The following is a 19,870-nucleotide window of genomic DNA, read 5'->3' as shown; positions in this document are numbered from 1 at the left end:
CCGCCAAGAGGGCCTTTTGAAGAGGTGGAACAATGAAGAACAAAGTGAAACTGCTACTGGCGGGCGCTGCACTGTTTGCAGCCCTCGCTCCGGCCCATGCCGAAGACAAGCCTAAGGTCGAGGTGATGACCTCCTGGACCTCCGGCGGCGAAGCGGCGGCTCTTGACGTCATCAAGAAGGAATTCGAAAAGCGCGACGGGGTCTGGACGGATTCCTCCATCGCCGGTTTCGGCGCCGCCGACGCCGCCTTCCAGAACCGTCTGGTCGCCGGCGATCCGCCGACCGCCAAGCAGAGCGTGCTTGGTGTCGCCAACGCCGATTTCGTCAATCAGGGCCTTATGAGCCCGATCGGCGAGGTGGCTAAAGCCGGCAAATGGGCCGATGTGCTGCCGAAATCGATCTATGATCTGATCTCCTATAACGGCCAAGTCTACCTTTCTCCGACCGGCGCCCATGGCGAAAGCTGGGTGTTCTACTCCAAGGATACCTTCGCCAAGGCCGGCATAACCGAAGAGCCCAAGAGCTGGGACGAATTCTTCGCAGCGCTCGACAAGCTCAAGGCCGCCGGCGTGCAGCCGGTCGCCTGGGGCGGGCAATCCTGGCAGGAATCCAAGGTCTTCAACATGATCCTGCTGACCCAGGTCGGCATTGACGGCTTCCTCAAGATCTATGCCGACAAGGATAAGGGCGAAGCCTCCACCGCCGGTGTGAAGAAGACCCTCGACATCCTCGGCAAGCTCCGCGCCTATGTCGACGAAGGTGCTCCGGGCCGCAACTGGAACGACGCCACCGCCATGATCATCAGCGGCAAGGCCGGTGTGCAGTTCATGGGCGATTGGGCCAAGGGCGAATTCACCGCCGCCGGCAAGGAGGCAGGCAAGGATTACGGCTGCATGCTCGCTCCGCAATCGCCGGGCATGGTTTATGTCGCCGATTCCTTCTCCTTCCCCAAGCTCACTGACCCGGCGGCCCAGAAGGGCCAGACGCTGCTTGCCGAAGTCGCGATGGATCCGGCCGTACAAGTCGAATTCTCGCTGAAGAAGGGCTCGGTGCCGATGCGGACCGATGTCGACAAATCGAAGCTCGACATTTGCGCGCAGAAAGGTCTCGAGCTGATGAGCGCCGGCAAGATCGTGCCGGATCAGGCGCTGATCCTGCCTCCACAGCAGGCCGGCGCGCTCAATGATTTTGTCGACGAGTTCTGGAGCAATCCTTCCGAGGATAGCGCCTCCGGCGCGGAGAAGTTCTTCGCGATCTTTGAATAAGCCGTGCGGCGGGCCGATTGGAAAAAGAACGCCGATCGGCCCGCGTATTCCTTTTGAGAAAGTTTGCTTATGCAAGCCAAGCGCAGACGATCCCCCGCTGCGACCATCACGCTCCTGCCGACATGGATCGCAGCGATTTTCATCTATATCGGCACTATGGTCTGGTCCGTGCGGCTGTCGTTCACGGATTCGACCATCTTTCCATCGTCCAACTATGTCGGCTTTGCCCAGTATGCGAAGCTGTTCCGGACGTCGAGATGGCTCGCATCCCTGGAAAACGTCCTGATTTTCGGCGTGCTTTATGTCGCCGGCTGTCTGGCGCTGGGCTTCGTGCTGGCGGCGGCGCTTGACCGCAAGGTGCGCTTCGAAGCCGTGTTCCGTACCATCTTCCTCTATCCTTACGCCATGTCCTTCGTGGTCACCGGCCTCATCTGGCAATGGATGCTGAACCCGACCTTCGGCATTCAGGCAAGCGTGCGCGCACTGGGCTGGCAGAGTTTCGCATTCGACTGGATCGTCAGTCGCGACATGGCGATCTACACCGTCGTCTTCGCCGGCGTCTGGCAGGGGGCGGGCCTCGTCATGGTCATCGCGCTCTCCGGCATGCGCGGCATCGGCGAAGAGCAATGGAAAGCCGCACAGATCGACGGCATTCCTGTCTGGCGCATCTACCTGTCGATCATCCTGCCGCAGCTGGGGCCGGCGCTTGCAGCATCCGGCATGCTGCTCTCCATGGGCGTCATCAAGACCTATGACCTCGTCGTGGCGCTCACCGGCGGCGGGCCGGGCAATGCGACCGAAGTGCCGGCAAAATTCATCATGGACAATCTGTTCGAGCGGCAGAACCTCGGCCTGGCGAGCGCAGGCGCCACGGTGCTGGTGCTCTCCGTCGTCACGGCTGTCGCTCCGTTTCGTTATGCGCTCTACATGCGCGCCAGAAGAAAGGGAGCGCATTGATGACAGCCCTTCGTCCAAACGGCCCCAAACCATCCAGGCTGACGGTCGGCCGCATCGGGCTCTATGCGTTCCTGATTTTTTCGGCACTGTTCTTCCTGCTGCCGCTCTATACGATGCTGGTCACCTCATTGAAGACGATGGAAGAGATCCGCCAGGGCCGCATCTTCGCACTTCCCGGCGCTCTCGATTTCAACGCCTGGAAAACCGCTTGGTCGGGCGCCTGCATGGGCACGCAATGCCTTGGTGTGCGCCTCGGCTTCTGGAACTCGGTGAAAATCACCGTTCCGGCGGTGGCAATTTCCGTCTTCATCGGCGCGATCAATGGCTATGCCCTCTCCTTCTGGCGACCAAAAGGCTCAGGCTTCCTGTTCGGGCTGCTAATGGCCGGCGGGCTGATCCCCTACCAGATCTTCCTCTATCCGCTGGTGCGGCTGCTCGCCAATCTCAGCCTCTATAATTCGGTGGCGGGCGTCGTCCTGGTCCATGTGATCTTCGGTCTGCCCTTGGTCACACTGCTGTTCCGCAACTATTTCGTCGCGATCCCCGAAGAGCTCTGCAAGGCCGCGCGCGTCGACGGCGCCGGCTTCTGGCGGATCTTCTTCGAAATCATGCTGCCCATGTCGGTGCCGATGGTGGTCGTCGCCTCCATCTTCCAGTTCACCGGCATCTGGAACGACTTCCTGATCGGGCTGGTCTTTGCCGGGCGAGACAATCTGCCGATGACGGTTCAGCTCAACAATATCGTCAACACCACCATGGGCGAGCGTGCCTACAATGTGAACATGGCCGCCACCATCCTGACCGCCATCGTTCCGCTCGCCATCTATTTCTTTTCCGGCCGCTGGTTCGTGCGCGGCGTGGCCGCTGGCGCAGTGAAGGGATAATTCCATGCAATCCGCCGTTTCCGTAAAGGATCTGAAGATCGCGTATGGCGATCATACCGTGATCGAGAAAATGTCGATCGATATCGCCCCGCGTGAATTTCTCGTGCTGCTGGGACCGTCGGGCTGTGGGAAATCCACGCTTCTGAATGCCATAGCGGGACTACAGGACATCACCGGCGGCGAGATCTCGATCTCCGGCAGGAACGTCACCTGGGAGGAGCCGAAGGATCGCGGCATCGGCATGGTGTTCCAGTCCTATGCGCTTTACCCGCATATGACGGTAAAGAAAAACCTCTCCTTCGGTCTGCGCGTGGCAGGTCTTGCCAAAAACGAAATAGAAGCGCGTATCGCCCGCACCGCATCGCTTCTGCAGCTCGAAAAGCTGCTCGACCGCCGCCCGTCGGCATTATCCGGCGGTCAGCGCCAGCGGGTGGCGATCGGCCGCGCCCTGGTGCGCCAGGTCGACGTCTTCCTGTTCGACGAACCGCTCTCCAATCTCGACGCCAAGCTGCGCAACGAGCTGCGCGTCGAAATCAAGAAGCTGCACCAGAGTCTCGGCAACACCATGATCTATGTCACGCATGATCAGGTGGAGGCGCTCACCCTTGCCGATCGCATCGCCATCATGCGCGACGGCGTGATCCAGCAGCTCGGCAGCCCATCCGAGATCTATCACCGCCCAGCCAATCTTTTCGTTGCCGGCTTCATCGGCGCACCCGCAATGAACTTCATCGAAGGTGAGATCGCGTTCAAGGCGGGCCTTCCGATCTTCGAAAGCAACGGGCTCAGCATCGACCTTTCCGACTATCCCTTTCTCGCATCTCCCAAAGCGGGCCCGGCCACCCTCGGCGTCCGCCCGGAACATATCGCGCCCGACGGCAAGGCGAAGGGCTGGCCCACCATCCCGGGCGTGGTTTCCGTCGTCGAGCCGATGGGGGCCGATGCGGTGATCTGGTTCGATTGGGCGGGGCAAAACCTTTCCTACCGGATTATGGGCGATGCGACGCTCGATCCGGGCGCAGAGATCGCGCCTGGGCTCGATATCGCCAAGGCCTCTCTCTTCGGCGCGGACGGCGTGCGCCTGTAACACAGCTTTCAGACCATACGGAAATTGCTCATGTCTCAGACTATCTATGATGCGCTGGTGATCGGCTCCGGCGCGGCAGGCTCCTTCGCCGCCAAGGAATTGACCGCTCAAGGGCTTTCGGTCCTGCTGCTCGAGGCGGGGCCTGCCGTCTCGCAGAAGGATTTCGATCCCTCCCGCAAGAAGGAGCCGGCCAGCAGTATCAATATCTGGGAGCGCGCCCGCGCCACGCTCAAGGGTCAGCCCATCCAGGCGCGCGCCGCCTTCTTTACCGAGCGCTTCAGCCACTTCTTCGTCAACGACCGCAAGAACCCTTACACGACACCAAAGGATGCGCCGTTTCTCTGGATTCGCGGGCGCCAGAGCGGTGGACGCCTGCATAGTTTCGGCCGCGTGTTGCTGCGCTGGACCGACGATGATTTCAAGATCCAGTCGCGAACCGGCAAGGGCGTCGACTGGCCCGTTTCCTATGACGAGCTGGCCCCCTATTATGCCGAGGTCGAATCCTATCTCGGGCTCTATGGCAACAAGGACGGCGTGGAGACCCTGCCCGACGGCGTCTATGCCCATCCCGCAAAACTGACGCCGGCCGAAGAGACCTTCAAGACCGAAGTGGAGGGCCGCTGGCCGGAACGGAGCGTCGTCTCCTGGCGCTACATCGCCCCGGACGCCGAGCGCACGCCAAAACCCTTGCGTGAGGCGCTGGCGACCGGCCGCCTCACTATCCGTCACGACGCCATCGTTCGCCGCATCACGACGGATGATGAGAGCGGCCGGGCGACCGGTGCGGAATTCATCGATCGTGAGACGGGCAAAGTGGAGATCGCGCGCGCCGCGCTGGTGGTGCTTTCGGCCTCCCCGATCGAAAGCGTACGGCTGCTGCTCAATTCGGCATCGCCCAAGCATCCCGACGGGCTGGGCAACAGCTCAGGCACGCTCGGGCGCTATTTCATGGATCAGCTGCCCTGCCTCGCTTTCGGGTCCTTCCCGAAAGCGACAGGTTGGGCGACCGACACTTCCGCGCCGGCCGATCCCTTCTACAACCCTTCGGGCGGCATCTTCATTCCGCGCTTCGGGGCTAGCGACGCTTCTCGCGGAGACTTCGACTATCAGGGCAGCGTCGGCCGCGCTCCGGCACCGAATGACCAGCCTTCCCGGCTCGCCTTCTTCGGCTTCGGCCGGATGCTGCCCTATGCCGACAACCGCATCACTCTTGATGCCCGGCGCAAGGATGCCTGGAACATTTCGGTCCCGCATATCCGCTGCGCCATGGGAGAGGAAGAACACGCCCTGCTGCGCCGTCAGGAAGAGACGCTGATCGAGACGGTGCGAGGCGTCGGCGGCGAGCTGGAGTTCATCGGCTCGCCCGCCGGTCTCAAGGAAATGGGCCGCGGCGCATTTCCCGACGCGGATGCCTTCAGCCGCTTCATGTTCCGAAAATGGTTTCGCAAGACCATGTGCATGGGCGCTGCGATCCACGAGACGGGCGGCGCGCGCATGGGGACATCCGAAAAGGACTCCATCCTCAATGCCTATAACCAGAGCTGGGACGTTCCCAATCTGATCGTGACGGATGCGTCAGCTTTTCCCGGCAGCGGTATTGCCGGTACGACGCTGACAGTCATGGCGCTGACAATCCGCGCTTGCCGAAACCTCGTGGACAACTATCGCGCCGGGCAATTGTGATTGCGCGCTCGAAGCTGTTTCGACACTGAGGCTTGGCTTGGTCGTCCAGCTTGAGGTGACTGCCCCAAGGAGCGCATTATTGATCTACGTTTTCGTCAGCGGTCGCGACCTGGATCGACCCTGATGCAGCGGCGGCCAATTCCTGGCGGGCATAGGCGGCATAAAGATACCGGCCAACGAGGGCGCTGAAATCTGCCGGCTTCATGCCTCGTATCCCCATAGCCCCCAATGTGACGATGCTCCGTCGACGGTCGACCTTGCTATAGAGCGCGCTCCAGTCCTTCTTGGGCACGGTTGCGTCTTGATGGAGCCAGAGACGCAGGGAGAAACGAGTTGATGCGTAGACCGCGTATTTGGCAATTTCCGTCCAGGCAATAGGCCTATCCAACCGCAGCGAAACCAGTCCGTCCGGGTTCAACACCATGAGTGGTCTTGCCGCTCTCCGATGGAGAAAAACCGCATAAATGGCAGCTGCCGCCGCGCATGTGCCGGTGACAACAGCCATCATCATCTGCCCGAATTTGTCATAGCCGAGGCCTGCCTGCGCGGAAAACACCACGACCGTCAGGCCGAATGCGCCGAAAATCCCCGCCACGATCCCCATCGTCCAGATCATCGGCTTGACGTTGTCATAGACAACGGTCTCGTCGGCCACATCAGCGACGACCTTTTCAAGCGCTTCGCGACGAAGGGCACGCGCTTTGCGCGCATCATCGATGAAATCCTGGCTTAGACGACGGCACAAGCCTGTCCAATCCGGAAACAGCTCATGCACGAAGGATCGAACGCCCTGCTCCGGCCGGCGCGTCGCTCTCCTCAGAATATCCTCGTCAAGGTGGACACCCAGGGCCGATATGCGCCGGATCGTCGGTGGATGGCTGTCCGTCGGGTGTGATTGCCGGTCTTCAAGAAGCGGAATGGGATCGGCCCATCCTTCCGTGCGAACCAGCTCCGTCGTCTCAGCGACGAGATCGTGCAATGCATCATTATCGGATTCTGCGTGGGCTCGACCGAGAACATAGGTGACGGCCGGCGCGATGACGCCGGTGCGGATCAGCGCCGAGGCGGCATCTGCCGGCGTGCCGAGCAGACCGCCCATGCGGTCGGCTTCGAATTCTCGCAGCCGGCTCCAGTGCCAGACCGCGTGATCGAACTGCTGGATGGCATGAAAGCCAAGCTTAACCGCCGGATACAAAACGAAACGGCCGCCATCGACTCGTTGCAGCGCCGTCAGCGCACGCCAGAAACCTGCATAGATGGGGGTAAACCGTTGGCTGTAGCGGGTATCCTCGCCAGAAAAATGCGCGAACTCATGGCCGATGATGGTTGTGATTTCGGGCCGATCGAGCAGATCGAGATAGGGCGCGGGCAGATAGAACGACCGTCCGGTCAGCAGTCTGTCTTCCGGCCACAGACGCACCTGGCTTTCGGTAACAAAAAAGCCTTCAGTAAGGCCGACGATAATCGTGTCAGGCAGCAAGGCATTTTGCCGATCGGCCAGGCTGCGGGCAAAACGCCAAAGTTCCGGTGCCTCCGCTTCGCCAAGGGCTCGCCCCGAGACATCAAGCGGCTCGGGTGTGAACAGCGCAAAGACATCCCGCAGTCCGCGCAGGGCCATGAAGGCGCTATAGGCGGCCACGATGGCCAGCGCCAAGGCGGCGACAAACAGCTTGGCACTTCCCGTCGTCAGGTCCGCCCATAGGCCGATGCTGATCGCCTCGAACAATATTGCCGCGCTGACGCCGATACAAAACCCAATCACCACCATTGCCAGAATAAACGGCAGAATAGATCCGAGACGTTGAAAGCTCTTGATCAACTGGCGCTGCGAGCGGCGCGCCCGCAGCCCGCTGATGGTCGCGGTGATGAGACCGGCTGCACCACCTATAAAGGCAAGAACCGCTCCACCGATCGTCACCCAGACCAGCGGCCGGCGAATCCGGGAGATCTCAAGATCCTCGTCGGCTTGCGAAAGGGCGTCCTTGATCTGCGAAACCGCAACCAGCGCGGAGAGGTAGATCGGCCCGCCCTCTCCCTCAAAGGTGAGACTGGCATTGGGATTGGTTGCCGCGATTTCCTTCACCTGGGCAGAGGTTGTCGAGAGTTCGGCCGAAGAGCGCTCCGCGTTTTCGAGGGTTTCGGCCGCGCGCTGCGCCTGCCAGAGCCCCAGGGCGGCTAGCGCGATGGGTACAAGAAGAACCCACACGACCAAAACCAAGCTCGCGCGGAAATCGATCTTGCGGTTGCCGTTCCCGCCGCTGGTCTGGGTCACATTCATCTCGTGTGCTGCTCCATGCCAATTCGCGGTGACGAAAGTCTTGCCGCGAGGTTTTCTACCATAGCGGTATCGACTTCCCCACTGAAAACATCAGCGTTCAGCGGGGCAAGCGACGTCGGCGGCACGGCGATGGTGTCGCCAGGATTGTGGCTCGGCCCTAGATTGGCATTCAAGTGTTTTTGATTATAACGGAACGGCTCAACTCAAGGATCACGTCCACGATTCGAGCAATTGAAAGTGGAGGAGACGAATTTGCCCTACAGCCTTGCGCATATTCTGATCTATGTGATCCTCATCGTGCTGTTCGCCGCGGTTTTCCTGAACTCCCGCAGACGCCGCGCCAATCGTCTCGCCGGAACAGGCACGGTAGATCCAACAGACGCGCAAAGCGGCCTGCAGAAGAAGCGTATGAATGCCGCTTTGTTTCTGGCTGCCGTCGGTATTGGGTCGACGGTATATGGCCTCTCCCAGCAAGTGCCATCCGAGCAGGAACTGACCCAGGTCGCCGCTCATATAACGAGCATTTCGACAGTGCATCGGGCGGAAGAAAACAGCGATCAGTCGGCGAGCTCGATCAATCCGTTTGCATCCAACTGGTGGATCGAACTGACAGTCGTACCCACTGGATCGTCGGCCGCGGGAACGGAACCACGGGTGTGGAAGGTCAATGCTGTTATGTCCGATGAGGAGCTTCGTAGCTGGATCGACACCGACATCGTCGGGCTAGTCAAGGATCAGACGGGCCGCTCCGAAGCGTTTGAGCTGAAAAACAAGGCCGGAGAGACGCTGGTCAGTTACGATACGACGACACAGAGCAAGAAGCTGTCTTCCATGCTTTTCCTTTCATTGGGGGCGATAGCCTTGTTGGCTGGACTGCTGGTGTACCTGATTTTTCGGCCGAAAAGAAACCAGCGCATCGCTTAGGGGCCGTCAATGTCGAGCACCCGAACGTAGCGCTCCAGAAGTAACGCGCGCTCCTTGGTCAGAGCCACTTCCGCATCCGCCTCCATCGGGGCATACATGCTGCCGTTCCGGGTCTCAAAGAGGCTTTCCCGCGCCTTCGCTTCCAGATCGCGATAGGCGATCCAACTGCGCTGTGCGGTCTTGAGGTCCTGTGCGGCTGGCGGCGAAAGCTCCTTGAGGAGTGTGGAATAAGCGAGATTCATTCGCTTGTCGTAGGATGCGAGCGCTTTTGTTTCGCAGGCCGTCTGGTCGCCCGTCGATCCATTGTTCGGATCCTGCAGGCAGAGATCAAGGCTGCGGTCGGTTGGATCTTTCTGGTCTGCGGCAAGTGCCGGAAGAGATACGAAAGAGGCCAGCAAAAGTGCTGCGAGGTATTGCTGTGCAGACATCATGGCGGAACAACCGAAGCGAAAATGCTTGTAGCGGTGCAGTCGTCCTTCCTCCATGCCATTCCATCGCAACAAATGAAATAGCTTTTCGTCTCGACATGGGGCCACGGCGGCGAAACCGCCGCCGTGCTATTCCACGTTGCACGCCAGCCCAGTGTCTATTTCCAGGCTGAAAGAGAGAACGGAGCGATCTCCTGCCCGCCGAGCACGAAATCCTGCTCTCCGGGAATTGTCCACGCATCCGGCCCGTAATTGAACGCGAATGTCAGCTTGCCGGCGCGGCGAAGACGGATGAAATCGGGTATCGCCGTGGTTGACAGGTCGAGGCTGGACGCGAGGTAGGACATCAGATTGCCGAGGAGTGCACCGTCCGCCCAGCAGGCGAGGTAGAGATAACGGCCCTTCGACACCAGCGCCGGAGCGCCGTCTTCGAAGGTCGCCACGACAGTCGCATCCGACTGCGTCTCGATATGTTCGCGCCATCTTGTCGCCTGACCGTTGACCGCACCGGCCAACGAGGCGCGGAGCCCCGGCCGCAAGGACGCGACCTGCGTGACCCTGACACCGGTGAGGTCGCCGATCGGTCCCGGCGGAAGATTGGCCGGAATGCGGAAGTGGCGGTCCCGCGATCCGGTCCGCGGACCGAAAAGCACGGTCCCATCAGCCTGTTCGAACGCGGCCAGAGCCACATCGGAGACATGCATCAGGCAGGGAACGAGAACAAGCTTGTAGCCTTTCAGCGACTGACCCGGACGGACGAAATCGACGTCGAGCCCGAGCTTCCTGACCGCCTCGTACCAGCGGAAGGCGAGCTCTTCATAGCGAAAATCCTTGCCCTGCGGCTGAATGACGGCGGACCAGTAGCTTTCATAGTCGTAGACGATTGCGACCGGGGCCTGAGCGGCTTCCGGCAACGGACCGACGGTCTCGATCTCACGCCCGACGATTTCGGCTTCCTTGCCTCCCGGCGAGAGTTCGTTGAGACCGGGCAGGTTCAGGCCGGCATGCATCTGCTCCTGCGCGAACGGCGCCTGACGCCAGCGGAAATAGCTGACGACCTCGGCCCCATGAGCAAGACCTTCCCAGCTCCACAGGCGCACCATGCCCGGCTTGGGCACCGGGTTCCATGGCGCCCAGTTCACAGGCCCCGGCTGCTGCTCCATGATCCAGAACCGGCCATTGCCGACGCCGCGATAGAGATCGTGATGAAAAGCGGCAATGTCGGGGTGGGATGTCTCCGCCCAGCGCACGCGCTCTGCCTCACTGAAGGGAAACTTCTCGACAAAGCCGATCGGATAGGAATCCCAGGAGGCCAGATCCAGGTTCTCGGCAACCTTCCAATGATCGAAATCGTTGACGAAGCCCATGAAATTATGGGTGATCCAACGGTTTGGAGAGTGCTTTCGGATGATATCGCACTGCATGCGGTCATAGGCGGCGATCTGGTCGGAATGGAAGCGCCAGAAATCGAGCCGGACGGCGGGGTTCGTCTCCGTCACCGTCAGATTCGGCAGCACGACATCCTCGAAGCTCTGCACTTCCATCGACCAGAAGACGCTGCCCCAGGCCTCGTTCAATTGCTGCGCCGACTGATAGCGGAGGCGAAGCCAGCGGCGAAACGCCTTCAGATCTTCGGCACCCCAGGAAAGGCTGGTATCGTGACATCCGTATTCATTGTCGGTCTGCCAGCCGACAATACCGGGATGCTCACCATATCGCTTCGCGACGACCTCGACGATACGTTCCGACTCCTTCCACCAGACATCCGATGAGAAAGTGTAATGACGGCGCGAGCCGAAGCCCCGCACCCTGCCCTGCTCATCCACCGGAGCGATCTCCGGATATTCGTCCATCAGCCACTTCGGCGGCGTGGCGGTCGGCGTGCCGAGCACGACCTTTAGACCGGCGGCCGCCAGCGTGTCGATCGCCCGGTCGAGCCAGCCGAAATCGAAGGAGCCGCGCGTCGGCTCAAGACGCGACCAGGCGAACTCGCCGATGCGGACATGAGAAATGCCAAGCGCCCGCATGCGACGCGCGTCTTTTTCCCACCAGCTCTCGGGCCAATGTTCCGGATAATAGCAAACGCCAAGCATTATTTCGTCAGATCTCCGTTGAGGATGGCATTGCCGGCATCGTCGAACAGATGGCATGCAGCCGCAGGAATATGAATGGCAAAATCATCGCCGGGCTTGGCCTGCGCGAGACCATCCGCCTTCACCGCAATCTCGGTGCCATCGGCAAGGGCGATGTAGAACATCGTTTCCGATCCCAGATATTCGGCAAGGCGCACCTTGCCCTGAAGCGTCGCGTCACCGCCTTCGCTTCGATCGAGGTGTTCGGGGCGGATGCCGAGAGTAACCGATTGGCCTTCTTTCACCGAACCGCCTTGCAGCGTGATCGACTGGCCGCCGGGAAGATCGACCTTTACACCGCCATCGACCGGCGAAGCCTTAGTCTTCAGGAAATTCATCTTCGGCGATCCGATGAAGCCAGCCACGAAGATATTCTTCGGGCGATGATAAAGCTCCAGCGGCGACCCAACCTGCTCGACCAGTCCGCCCTGCAGCACGACGATCTTGTCGGCCATGGTCATGGCCTCGACCTGATCGTGGGTGACGTAGATCATCGTCGTGCGGATATCCTGATGCAGCTTGCTGATCTCCGTACGCATCTGAACCCGGAGCGAGGCGTCGAGATTGGACAGCGGTTCGTCGAAGAGAAACACCTGTGGATTGCGCACAATGGCGCGGCCGATGGCGACGCGCTGACGTTGGCCGCCCGAAAGCTGGGACGGCTTGCGGTCGAGCATGGACTTCAACTGCAGCATCTCGGCGGCGGCATCGGTGCGGCGAGCGACCTCATCCTTGGAGTGGCCGGTCATGCGCAGGCCGAAGCCGATATTCTCCGCGACCGTCATATGCGGGTACAAAGCGTAGCTCTGGAACACCATGGCGACACCGCGCTCGGCGGGGCCGACCCTGGTCATGTCATTGCCGCCGATCTTGAGTTCGCCGGAGGAAATATCCTCAAGCCCTGCAATCATGCGCAGAAGCGTGGACTTGCCGCAGCCGGACGGCCCGACGAAGACGCAGAACTCGCCATCTTCGATCGTCAGATCGACGCCCTTGATGACGCTGGCAGCACCAAACTGCTTGGTCACGCGGTTAAGCGTTACATTCCCCATGAGACTTAGTCTCCCGTCACTGGTTCGAATTCAAGAAGAAGCCCGCTTTCGGGCCGAAGCATCGGCAGCGGCAAGCCGACATGCCGGAGCGTATCGAGGCTGAAGGTCAGTTCGCCGTTCAGAAGCCGCTGTTGTCCTTCCGATATCCGGATGAACTCGGGCTCGGCGGGATGGATCGCCTTCACACGCCACTTGCCAGCACCTTCACCGCTCACCGGCAGGCGAACCGGCGCCGGCTGCTCGCCAACCATTTGCGGACCCTGCGCGACGAAAGCCACGATACGGCTCTCGTCCGCAGCACCCCAGACGTAACGGCCGTCGAGTGGCGGCAGGCGAAATTGCTTGCCAGGCGCATGCAGGAGCGGACGCAGGCTCTTATGAAGCGCGATCCAGCCTTCAAGCTCCTGCTTCTCGTCCGCATCGAGGGTCAACGGGTTGAGTTCGACGCCCAGATGATAGGCGAGCGCGACGAGCGCCCGGAAGGAAAGCGTCAGCCTGCGGCCGGTCTGGTGGTTCGGCGACGCGGCGATGTGCGCGCCGAGAAGTTCCGGCGGAACGAACTGCGAGGCCCCATGCTGTATTTCAAGCCGTTCGAAGGCATCGGTGCAATCGGAGGTCCAGACGCGGTGCGTGTGTCGGAGAACACCATAATCGATACGCCCGCCGCCCGATGCGCAGCTTTCGATCTCGACGGCCGGAAACGCCTGCCGGATCCTATCCATCAGGGCATAGACCGCCCGCGTCTGCTGCGCGGTCCGAGCACGGCCATCCGCGCCGCCTGCATGGGTCAGGTCGCGGTTCATGTCCCATTTGATATAGGCGATCGCATGCTGGGAAAGCACGGCTTCCATGCATCTGAAGAGATAGCCGCTGACCTCCGGCCGCGTCAGATCCAGCACCAGCTGGTTTCTCGACAGAAGCAGCGGACGCCCTTCGACCTGCAGAGCCCAATCGGGATGAGCACGGAAGAGCTCCGACTCGGGATTTACATTCTCGGGCTCGAACCAGAGCCCGAATTCCATGCCAAGGGAAGTCACATGGTCGACGAGCGGCTTAAGCCCTTCGGGATATTTCCGCTCGTCGATGAACCAGTCGCCGAGGCTGGTGGTATCGTCATCGCGCTTGCCGAACCAACCGTCATCGAGGACGAAGCGCTCGATGCCGACGGCCGCCGCCGCATCGGCCTGGGCCTTGAGAGAGTCCATGCGGTGATCGAAGTAATTGCCTTCCCAGGTGTTCAGCGTCACCGGCCGGGGCTTCATCTCGCCGCCCGGCCAAGCAATTACGCTCTCTCGCACGAAGGCATGGAAAGCTTCACTGTCAGGCCCGGCAAAGGCTGTCGGGCTGGCGTAGGTTTCGCCGGTTGCCAGACGTATTTCGCCTGGTTCGAAGAGCTCGCCGAGATGCACCAGCCGGCGCCCGTCATCAAGCGTATCGATCGCCATCAAGTGATTGCCGCTCCAGCCGAGATGGAAGCCCATCCGCTCACCACCGCATTCGAGGCAAGCGAAGGGGAAGCGGTCATGCGAGGTGCGCCCGCGCCGGCTTTCCTGCATCCAGAGCCCGTCGGCAATTGCCGTGCGGCGTGTCTGGAATTCCCGGCCCCACATGCCTGTGAAGGTGGTCAGCTCCGCCGCACCGGCAGGCATGAGGAAGCTCGCCGCCATGCATCGGTCGAGGGTGTAATCGCCGGAACCAAGATTGGTCAGCGATGTCGAAATCGACAACACTTCGGCGGGGCTCGCCTCGATGCAGATCCGCAGGCCGATCTCCGCGACAGGATCCTCAGCCTTCAGAATGACACCGGAAGCGATCTCCTCGGCCTGCCAGTTCTGGAACTCCAGGATGAACGAGCGCCCGTCGCGGTGCCCTGAGATCGCCGGCCAGCCGAAGAAGCCGAGCCCGCCGACAGGCAGCAGAACATTCGACGGCACGGCGATATCCATGCCGTTGACACGGCTCGAACGCGGAACGTCAGGCCAAAAGTCGGGCGCAAGCGCCCCACGGCCGAAGCCGAGGATCTCCGGCATGCCGCTCGCTGGCAGGCCGAGCGCCAGCGATACCGCGCCGGCTTTGACAACAACAGTCTTGCTCATCCCTTGGTCGCTCCGAGAGTGAGGCCCGCAATAAAGTGCCTCTGCATGAAAAAGAACATCAGAACCGGCGGCATGGCGGCGACGATGGATCCCGCCGATACCAGATGCCACGCGGCAACCCACTGTCCGTTCAAGGAATTAAGGCCGGCGGTGACTGGCATGGCGCTCTGCCCCTGAACGAGCACCGTCGCCCAAAAATAGTCGTTCCAGACGAATGTGAAGATCAGCACCGACAATGCCGCGATCGCCGGACGCATCAGCGGCAGCACGATATGGACGAAGATCCGCCATTCGGAAACGCCCTCTACGCGAGCCGACTCGATCAGCGCGAAAGGCAAGCCCTTGATGAAGTTGCGCATGAACAGGGTGCAGAAGCCCGTCTGGAACGCGACGTGGAACAGCACCAGCCCGGTGACCGTGTCATAGAGGCCCATCTTGAGCGTCATGTCGCGAACCGGAACCATCAGGATCTGGAACGGGATGAAGTTGCCGGCAACGAAGATGAAGAACAGCGCTAGGCTTCCCTTGAACCGGTAGACGGCGAGCGCGAAGCCGCAAAGGCATGACAGCCCAACAGCGCCGATGACCGTCGGGATGGTGATCTTGAACGAATTGAGGATGTAGTGGCCGATTGGCGAATCCCGGAAGACAGCGGTGTAGTTCTCGACACCGGCAAAGCCCGAGGGAATGCCAAAATAATTGCCGGCCGCCAAATCCCCCGAGGGCCGGATCGAGGTGACTGCGACGCCGATCAGCGGCAGGAGCCAGATGATCAGCGCGATCGGCAGGATGATCTGGTAGGCGGAGGACACCCATGGTGCCGATTTCTGGACAGGTGTTGGAAACATCAGGAATTCCTTTCCTGTCTCAGCATGCGGATGAGAAAGAAGGTGATGAAGATCATCATGATCAGGAAGAGCACGACCGCGATGGCGGCGCCATATCCCATCCGGAAACCGTATTCGGAGAGGGCTTCTTCATACATGTAGTAGGAGAGAACGCGGCTCGATCCGTAGGGACCGCCGGCCGTCATCACGGAGACGAGGTCGAAGGACCGAAGCGCGCCGATGACCGTCACCACCACCGCGATGAAGGTGGCCGGCCGAAGCTGCGGCAACACGATATTCCAGAACAGGTGCCAGCCCTTGGCGCCATCCATGCGCCCGGCCTCAATCTGTTCCGGATTGATGTTGTTGAGGCCGGTCAGGTAGAGGATCATGCAATAGGCGATCTGCGGCCAGAGGCCGGTCGCGATGATGCCGTAGGTGACCAGACGCTCATCCGCGAGGATGGCGATCTGCGTCCCCGTCAAAGCCTCGGTCAGCACCGAGAATAGCCCGAAATTCGGCGCATAGAACCAGGTAAAGATCAGGCCGACGACGACCTGGCTGATCACGAAGGGGAAGAAGAACAGCGATTTGTAGATCCGGATGCCGGCAACGGTCTGGTTCAGGAACAGGGCCGCGGCCAGGCCCGCCGGGACCGCCAGCAGATAGAGGACGAGCCAGATAATGTTGTTTTCCAGCGACGTATAGAAGGCGTCGTCGGAGAAAAGCTCGACGTAATTTCCAAGACCGATCCAGGTTTTTGGCCCCAGACCATCCCAGTCGTGAAAGCTGATCCATACGGATTGGAAGACCGGGAGGATCACATAGACCAGGAACATCAGGGCGCCCGGCGCAAGAAAGAGCCAGGGTGCGAAGGTCCGCTGATTGCGTTTCCAGAACCCCGGTAGAGCGGTGCTGCTCGTGCCCACTGTCTGCTCCTATGCAAATGCGAGTAAGAACGCTGCCGGACGTCGTGAACGTCCGGCAGCGGGTCATCGTTGGAATGGACTACTTGTAGGCGCGGACGCGTACCTTATCGAGGCGTGCCAAGATCGCGTCGATCTTGTCGGGCTTCACCATGAATTCCTGGAAGCCTTCCATGCCGGCCTTTGCCATATCGGCCGGAGCGTCGCGGTCGTAGAACTGCGAGAGAGCCTGGGCCTTCGACACAAGCTCGAAGCCGGCCTTCAGGAACTTGTCGTCCGCAGGCGTCGACTGGTTGTTGACGGGCAACTGGCCGAGGGTCGCATTCATTTTCGTCTGCGCTTCCGGAGATGCCAGATTGGCGAGGAACTTCTTGGCATCTTCCTTGTTCTTCGCACCCGACGGAATATGGAACGTGTCGAGCGGCGCTTCTTCTGCCGCAGGCAAGCCAGCCGTGATTTCCGGGAACGGCAGGAAGCCGATCTGGTCTTCCTTCAGCCCGCCATCCTTCATCGGAGCGACGGCGAAATTGCCCATAAGATACATGGCCGCCTTACCCTGAACGAACTGCGGCATAGCATCCTGCCAGTCGAGTGCTGCATGGTTTTCAAGGAAATAGCCCGGCTTCACCAGTTCCGCCCACTTGGCGAACACGGCCTTCACCTTCGGATCGGTGTAAGGCACCTTGCCGGAGGTCAGGTCCATGTGGAACTGGTAGCCGTTGACGCGCAGGTCGAGATAATCGAACCAGCCGGCGGTCGGCCAGAGTGCCTTGCTGCCGATCGTAAACGGCGTAATGCCGGCGCTTTTCAGCTTGGCGCAGGCAGCCAGCAGCTCGTCCCAGGTCTTCGGCGGCGTAATGCCCTTATCCTTGAAGATGTCGGCGCGATAATAGATGCCCCACTGATAGTAGGTGTAGGGAACGCCCCACTTCTTGCCGTCGATGGTCATCGATGCCGCAGCAGACTTCAGCTGGTCGTTCAGCCCGTTTGCAGCCCAGACGTCGCTGACGTCTTCAAAAAGCCCTGCCTTGACGAAAGGCTCCATGCGGTTGCCGGCATACCAGGCGACGACATCAGGCGGCGTGGCGGTCAGAAAGTTGCGGATCGCGGACTTATAGCCTTCGTGATCGAAATTGTTCCACTTGACCTTGATATCCGGGTTCTTCGTCTGGAAGTCCGCAATCAGCTGCTCCATCGCCTTTTTCGGCACGGGATCCGACTGGTCGGAATTGAGAACGATTTCACCGGCGCAAGCCGCCGAGGCGACCAGCATGTAGCTCAATGCGATCGAGCTGATATTCTTCAAAAGGGTCACGTATATCCTCCACTGACCTGTTGCGGCGCGGAGCGCCGGCGCGCACATCGCCCCCAATGTGCGGCGTTGATATTCATCATTCAAATTCGTAGACCTCTACCGCCATATTAAAGTTCGTTTCCGGTTTTCTAAGATCGCGACCGCAATGGAGACTCTTGCAATGCTGATCGAAGACGAGTCAGTTCCAGTTCATGACGGCCCGACGCGCCACCCTCTCGTCGTCTTCGGCGATCATCGCTTCTGTGCCGGGGAGCGGTTGGACGTGCGGCGGATGAGCGGTCCGCACATGCACAGCCAGGTGGAACTCAACTATGTCCTGGACGGCCGTATCACATACTGGTTCGACGGCCGCAGGCTTCAGATCTCGCAAGGGCAGCTCTGCCTTTTCTGGGGAATGATCCCGCACCAGGTCGTAGACGTCACCGAGCCGGCAAACTTCGTCTGCCTCTATGTCCCCATGTCCGTGCTCGTCAACCTGCACAGCATGGGCACCTTTCGCGACGCCGTCTTCCGTGGCGGGTTGATAGAGGCATTGAGCGTCAGAGCACACGACCGCGATGTTTTTCTGAAATGGCGCGAGGAGTTGCTGTCAGGCGATCCGGAGTTGGAACAGATCGTCCGCGACGAGCTTGTCGCCCGCATACGCCGAATCGCCCGCGAGGGCTGGCAGGACTTGCGGGAACAGGGCTCCGCCATCGAAGCCTCGCGCAATCAGGATCCCGATCGCCTGCCGAGGGTGGAAAAGATGCTCCGCTTCATCGCCGAACGCGCGCTGGGCGAGATATCGGCGATCGATGTCGGATCGGCGGCCGGACTGCATCCCAACTATGCCATGTCGATCTTCAAGAAGACCGTGGGCCTAACCGTCAATCAGGCGATCACGCGCCATCGGCTCGATACCGCGCAGTCCCTGCTGATCTCCAGCGATTTGCCGGTGGCCGCAGTCGCATTCGAATCCGGATTTGGCTCGCTGTCGCGCTTCTACGAAGCCTTCGAGGAGCGCTTTTCCACGACGCCGGCCAAATATCGCAGCGGCTTCGGTCTGGTGACGACAAAGGGAGCCTCGGCGGCCTAGCATCGTCATTTTGAACTTCGGGCTTGCCCGCCGCTCAGCGTGCGACCGCCAGAATGCCGAGTACCGAAGCCATGGCGGCAAGCACGATCCGTACATTATGGATCATGAGCCAGGTGTCGAGCCGTGCGGAGACCTGATCGAGAGGAACCGACTTGACGGCAAATTGCGCGTTGCTCGGAAAGAACCAGGCAATGGTGAGAACCAGAACAGCCACAACGCAGGCGATCGCCCCTAGCCAAAACACGCGCGCTCCTCCCTCGTTCCAGCCAAGCCAGAGAGAGCCGACCAGACCAATGAGGGTAGGAGCGACCGCAAGAGGAATCGTGCGCGCGACAAACTGGCCGTTCTGGCTGAACCAATCTAGAAAGTCGGAAGCTGGAAGGCTTTTCCAGTAGCCTCCGAGCGTCACGCCGATCGCCAACATGACACCGGCGAACATTGCGGAGCCGGAGATGGCGAGAATGTTGAATAGGAGCCGCATCGGCCTCTCTCCTGTTTCTTTTTACGTCGATCTTGATGAGGTTGACGTTGCGTCTACGCCAGGCAGATGCCCGGAATGGCGACCTTCTGGAACAGGTGCGGGGAGGCAACTGCCGAGGATGGATAAGTCAAGAGCTTCTCCCTGAACTGCGGATGCGTAAATGCGGCGCGAAAATCAGCCATCGTCTCCCAGACGGCATAGTTGAAATACGTCGGGCTTTCACCGATCGCCCGGTGAAGCTGGGTCGAGATGAAGCCGGGTTGCCGCTTCATGAATGTCGCATCGTCTTGCCATGCCTTGAGGAAGATCTGTTCGTCCTGTTTATCGAGCGTGAAGACGTTCACGAGGATGACGGGGGCGGCATCGACCGCGACCTGACGTTCGATAGGAAATGAGGGGTCCATTGGACGCATATGCGACATGGCATACTCCGTTCGATATGGTTACATGGCGTCAATCT

Annotated in this window: 17 protein-coding genes; 7 read left to right on the top strand and 10 right to left on the bottom strand. The window is 60.4% G+C overall.

The features are described 5' to 3' along the window. The first annotated feature begins 32 nt into the window (after positions 1 to 32). The 5 genes from RRH01S_RS16165 (at position 33) to RRH01S_RS16145 (ending at position 5,876) form a co-directional block, all read left to right on the top strand. The gene (locus RRH01S_RS16165; protein WP_042472999.1) at positions 33 to 1,265 is read left to right on the top strand and encodes an ABC transporter substrate-binding protein; all 1,233 of its coding nucleotides are present in this window, start codon (positions 33 to 35) and stop codon (positions 1,263 to 1,265) included. A 69-nt stretch (positions 1,266 to 1,334) separates the two neighbouring features. Further along, on the top strand, positions 1,335 to 2,222 hold the full coding sequence (locus RRH01S_RS16160) for a carbohydrate ABC transporter permease (RefSeq protein ID WP_042472996.1): 888 nt from the start codon (positions 1,335 to 1,337) through the stop codon (positions 2,220 to 2,222). After that, positions 2,222 to 3,106, top strand: a complete 885-nt coding sequence (locus RRH01S_RS16155) for a carbohydrate ABC transporter permease (RefSeq protein ID WP_007698375.1) — start codon at positions 2,222 to 2,224, stop codon at positions 3,104 to 3,106. Before RRH01S_RS16160 ends, RRH01S_RS16155 begins: the two co-directional genes overlap by 1 nt. A gap of 4 nt (positions 3,107 to 3,110) precedes the next feature. After that, the gene (locus RRH01S_RS16150; RefSeq protein WP_042472993.1) at positions 3,111 to 4,193 is read left to right on the top strand and encodes an ABC transporter ATP-binding protein; all 1,083 of its coding nucleotides are present in this window, start codon (positions 3,111 to 3,113) and stop codon (positions 4,191 to 4,193) included. 30 nt (positions 4,194 to 4,223) lie between these two features. Next, positions 4,224 to 5,876, top strand: a complete 1,653-nt coding sequence (locus RRH01S_RS16145; protein WP_042472990.1) for a GMC oxidoreductase — start codon at positions 4,224 to 4,226, stop codon at positions 5,874 to 5,876. 76 nt (positions 5,877 to 5,952) lie between these two features. On the opposite strand, the gene RRH01S_RS16140 is transcribed toward RRH01S_RS16145, so the two are convergent. After that, positions 5,953 to 8,154 carry a M48 family metalloprotease gene (locus RRH01S_RS16140; protein ID WP_042472987.1) on the bottom strand — a complete coding sequence of 734 codons (2,202 nt, stop codon included), beginning with the start codon at positions 8,152 to 8,154 and terminating at the stop codon, positions 5,953 to 5,955. Between the two features lie 252 nt (positions 8,155 to 8,406). Between RRH01S_RS16140 and RRH01S_RS16135 the strand changes: the two genes are divergently transcribed. Beyond that, positions 8,407 to 9,078: a hypothetical protein gene (locus RRH01S_RS16135; protein ID WP_042472984.1), complete on the top strand. Its 672-nt coding sequence runs from the start codon at positions 8,407 to 8,409 to the stop codon at positions 9,076 to 9,078. Here RRH01S_RS16135 and RRH01S_RS16130 read toward each other — a convergent pair. From RRH01S_RS16130 to RRH01S_RS16100, 7 genes are all read right to left on the bottom strand, one after another. Beyond that, positions 9,075 to 9,563, bottom strand: a complete 489-nt coding sequence (locus RRH01S_RS16130; protein WP_042472979.1) for a lysozyme inhibitor LprI family protein — start codon at positions 9,561 to 9,563, stop codon at positions 9,075 to 9,077. The two genes, RRH01S_RS16135 and RRH01S_RS16130, sit on opposite strands and share 4 nt — an antisense overlap. 101 nt (positions 9,564 to 9,664) lie before the next feature. Further along, complete coding sequence (locus RRH01S_RS16125) at positions 9,665 to 11,599, bottom strand: beta-galactosidase (RefSeq protein WP_042472976.1); 1,935 nt, start codon at positions 11,597 to 11,599, stop codon at positions 9,665 to 9,667. After that, entirely contained in the window at positions 11,599 to 12,690 is a 1,092-nt protein-coding gene (locus RRH01S_RS16120; protein WP_007698349.1) for an ABC transporter ATP-binding protein, read from the bottom strand. The genes RRH01S_RS16125 and RRH01S_RS16120 overlap by 1 nt, the downstream gene beginning before the upstream one ends. Positions 12,691 to 12,695: 5 nt before the next feature. Then, entirely contained in the window at positions 12,696 to 14,786 is a 2,091-nt protein-coding gene (locus tag RRH01S_RS16115) for an alpha-galactosidase (protein WP_042472973.1), read from the bottom strand. Further along, a complete protein-coding gene (locus RRH01S_RS16110) occupies positions 14,783 to 15,634 on the bottom strand; it encodes a carbohydrate ABC transporter permease (protein ID WP_007698344.1) in 852 nt (283 codons plus the stop codon). The genes RRH01S_RS16115 and RRH01S_RS16110 overlap by 4 nt, the downstream gene beginning before the upstream one ends. Beyond that, positions 15,634 to 16,452: a carbohydrate ABC transporter permease gene (locus RRH01S_RS16105; protein ID WP_178128707.1), complete on the bottom strand. Its 819-nt coding sequence runs from the start codon at positions 16,450 to 16,452 to the stop codon at positions 15,634 to 15,636. The genes RRH01S_RS16110 and RRH01S_RS16105 overlap by 1 nt, the downstream gene beginning before the upstream one ends. Before the next feature lie 169 nt (positions 16,453 to 16,621). After that, positions 16,622 to 17,812 carry an ABC transporter substrate-binding protein gene (locus RRH01S_RS16100; protein WP_374188756.1) on the bottom strand — a complete coding sequence of 397 codons (1,191 nt, stop codon included), beginning with the start codon at positions 17,810 to 17,812 and terminating at the stop codon, positions 16,622 to 16,624. Between the two features lie 202 nt (positions 17,813 to 18,014). Between RRH01S_RS16100 and RRH01S_RS16095 the strand changes: the two genes are divergently transcribed. Beyond that, positions 18,015 to 18,929, top strand: a complete 915-nt coding sequence (locus RRH01S_RS16095) for a helix-turn-helix domain-containing protein (protein WP_007698333.1) — start codon at positions 18,015 to 18,017, stop codon at positions 18,927 to 18,929. Positions 18,930 to 18,963: 34 nt separating this feature from the next. On the opposite strand, the gene RRH01S_RS16090 is transcribed toward RRH01S_RS16095, so the two are convergent. Next, complete coding sequence (locus RRH01S_RS16090) at positions 18,964 to 19,410, bottom strand: anthrone oxygenase family protein (RefSeq protein WP_007698330.1); 447 nt, start codon at positions 19,408 to 19,410, stop codon at positions 18,964 to 18,966. A 53-nt stretch (positions 19,411 to 19,463) separates the two neighbouring features. After that, positions 19,464 to 19,832: an antibiotic biosynthesis monooxygenase family protein gene (locus tag RRH01S_RS16085; protein WP_007698327.1), complete on the bottom strand. Its 369-nt coding sequence runs from the start codon at positions 19,830 to 19,832 to the stop codon at positions 19,464 to 19,466. Between the last annotated feature and the right edge of the window lie 38 nt (positions 19,833 to 19,870).

Source organism: Rhizobium rhizogenes NBRC 13257, from assembly GCF_000696095.1.
Lineage (GTDB): Bacteria > Pseudomonadota > Alphaproteobacteria > Rhizobiales > Rhizobiaceae > Rhizobium > Rhizobium rhizogenes.
This window is presented reverse-complemented; position numbering and strand designations above follow the sequence as displayed.

Coding starts and splice junctions, on each gene's coding strand:
- RRH01S_RS16145 (WP_042472990.1), top strand. CDS start 4,224: ATGTCTCAGACTATCTATGATGCGCTGGTGATCGGCTCCGGCGCGGCA.
- RRH01S_RS16150 (WP_042472993.1), top strand. CDS start 3,111: ATGCAATCCGCCGTTTCCGTAAAGGATCTGAAGATCGCGTATGGCGAT.
- RRH01S_RS16140 (WP_042472987.1), bottom strand. CDS start 8,154: ATGAATGTGACCCAGACCAGCGGCGGGAACGGCAACCGCAAGATCGAT.
- RRH01S_RS16085 (WP_007698327.1), bottom strand. CDS start 19,832: ATGTCGCATATGCGTCCAATGGACCCCTCATTTCCTATCGAACGTCAG.
- RRH01S_RS16115 (WP_042472973.1), bottom strand. CDS start 14,786: ATGAGCAAGACTGTTGTTGTCAAAGCCGGCGCGGTATCGCTGGCGCTC.
- RRH01S_RS16155 (WP_007698375.1), top strand. CDS start 2,222: ATGACAGCCCTTCGTCCAAACGGCCCCAAACCATCCAGGCTGACGGTC.
- RRH01S_RS16100 (WP_374188756.1), bottom strand. CDS start 17,812: ATGCTGGTCGCCTCGGCGGCTTGCGCCGGTGAAATCGTTCTCAATTCC.
- RRH01S_RS16110 (WP_007698344.1), bottom strand. CDS start 15,634: ATGTTTCCAACACCTGTCCAGAAATCGGCACCATGGGTGTCCTCCGCC.
- RRH01S_RS16165 (WP_042472999.1), top strand. CDS start 33: ATGAAGAACAAAGTGAAACTGCTACTGGCGGGCGCTGCACTGTTTGCA.
- RRH01S_RS16090 (WP_007698330.1), bottom strand. CDS start 19,410: ATGCGGCTCCTATTCAACATTCTCGCCATCTCCGGCTCCGCAATGTTC.
- RRH01S_RS16095 (WP_007698333.1), top strand. CDS start 18,015: ATGCTGATCGAAGACGAGTCAGTTCCAGTTCATGACGGCCCGACGCGC.
- RRH01S_RS16120 (WP_007698349.1), bottom strand. CDS start 12,690: ATGGGGAATGTAACGCTTAACCGCGTGACCAAGCAGTTTGGTGCTGCC.
- RRH01S_RS16160 (WP_042472996.1), top strand. CDS start 1,335: ATGCAAGCCAAGCGCAGACGATCCCCCGCTGCGACCATCACGCTCCTG.
- RRH01S_RS16105 (WP_178128707.1), bottom strand. CDS start 16,452: ATGTTCCTGGTCTATGTGATCCTCCCGGTCTTCCAATCCGTATGGATC.
- RRH01S_RS16130 (WP_042472979.1), bottom strand. CDS start 9,563: ATGGAGGAAGGACGACTGCACCGCTACAAGCATTTTCGCTTCGGTTGT.
- RRH01S_RS16125 (WP_042472976.1), bottom strand. CDS start 11,599: ATGCTTGGCGTTTGCTATTATCCGGAACATTGGCCCGAGAGCTGGTGG.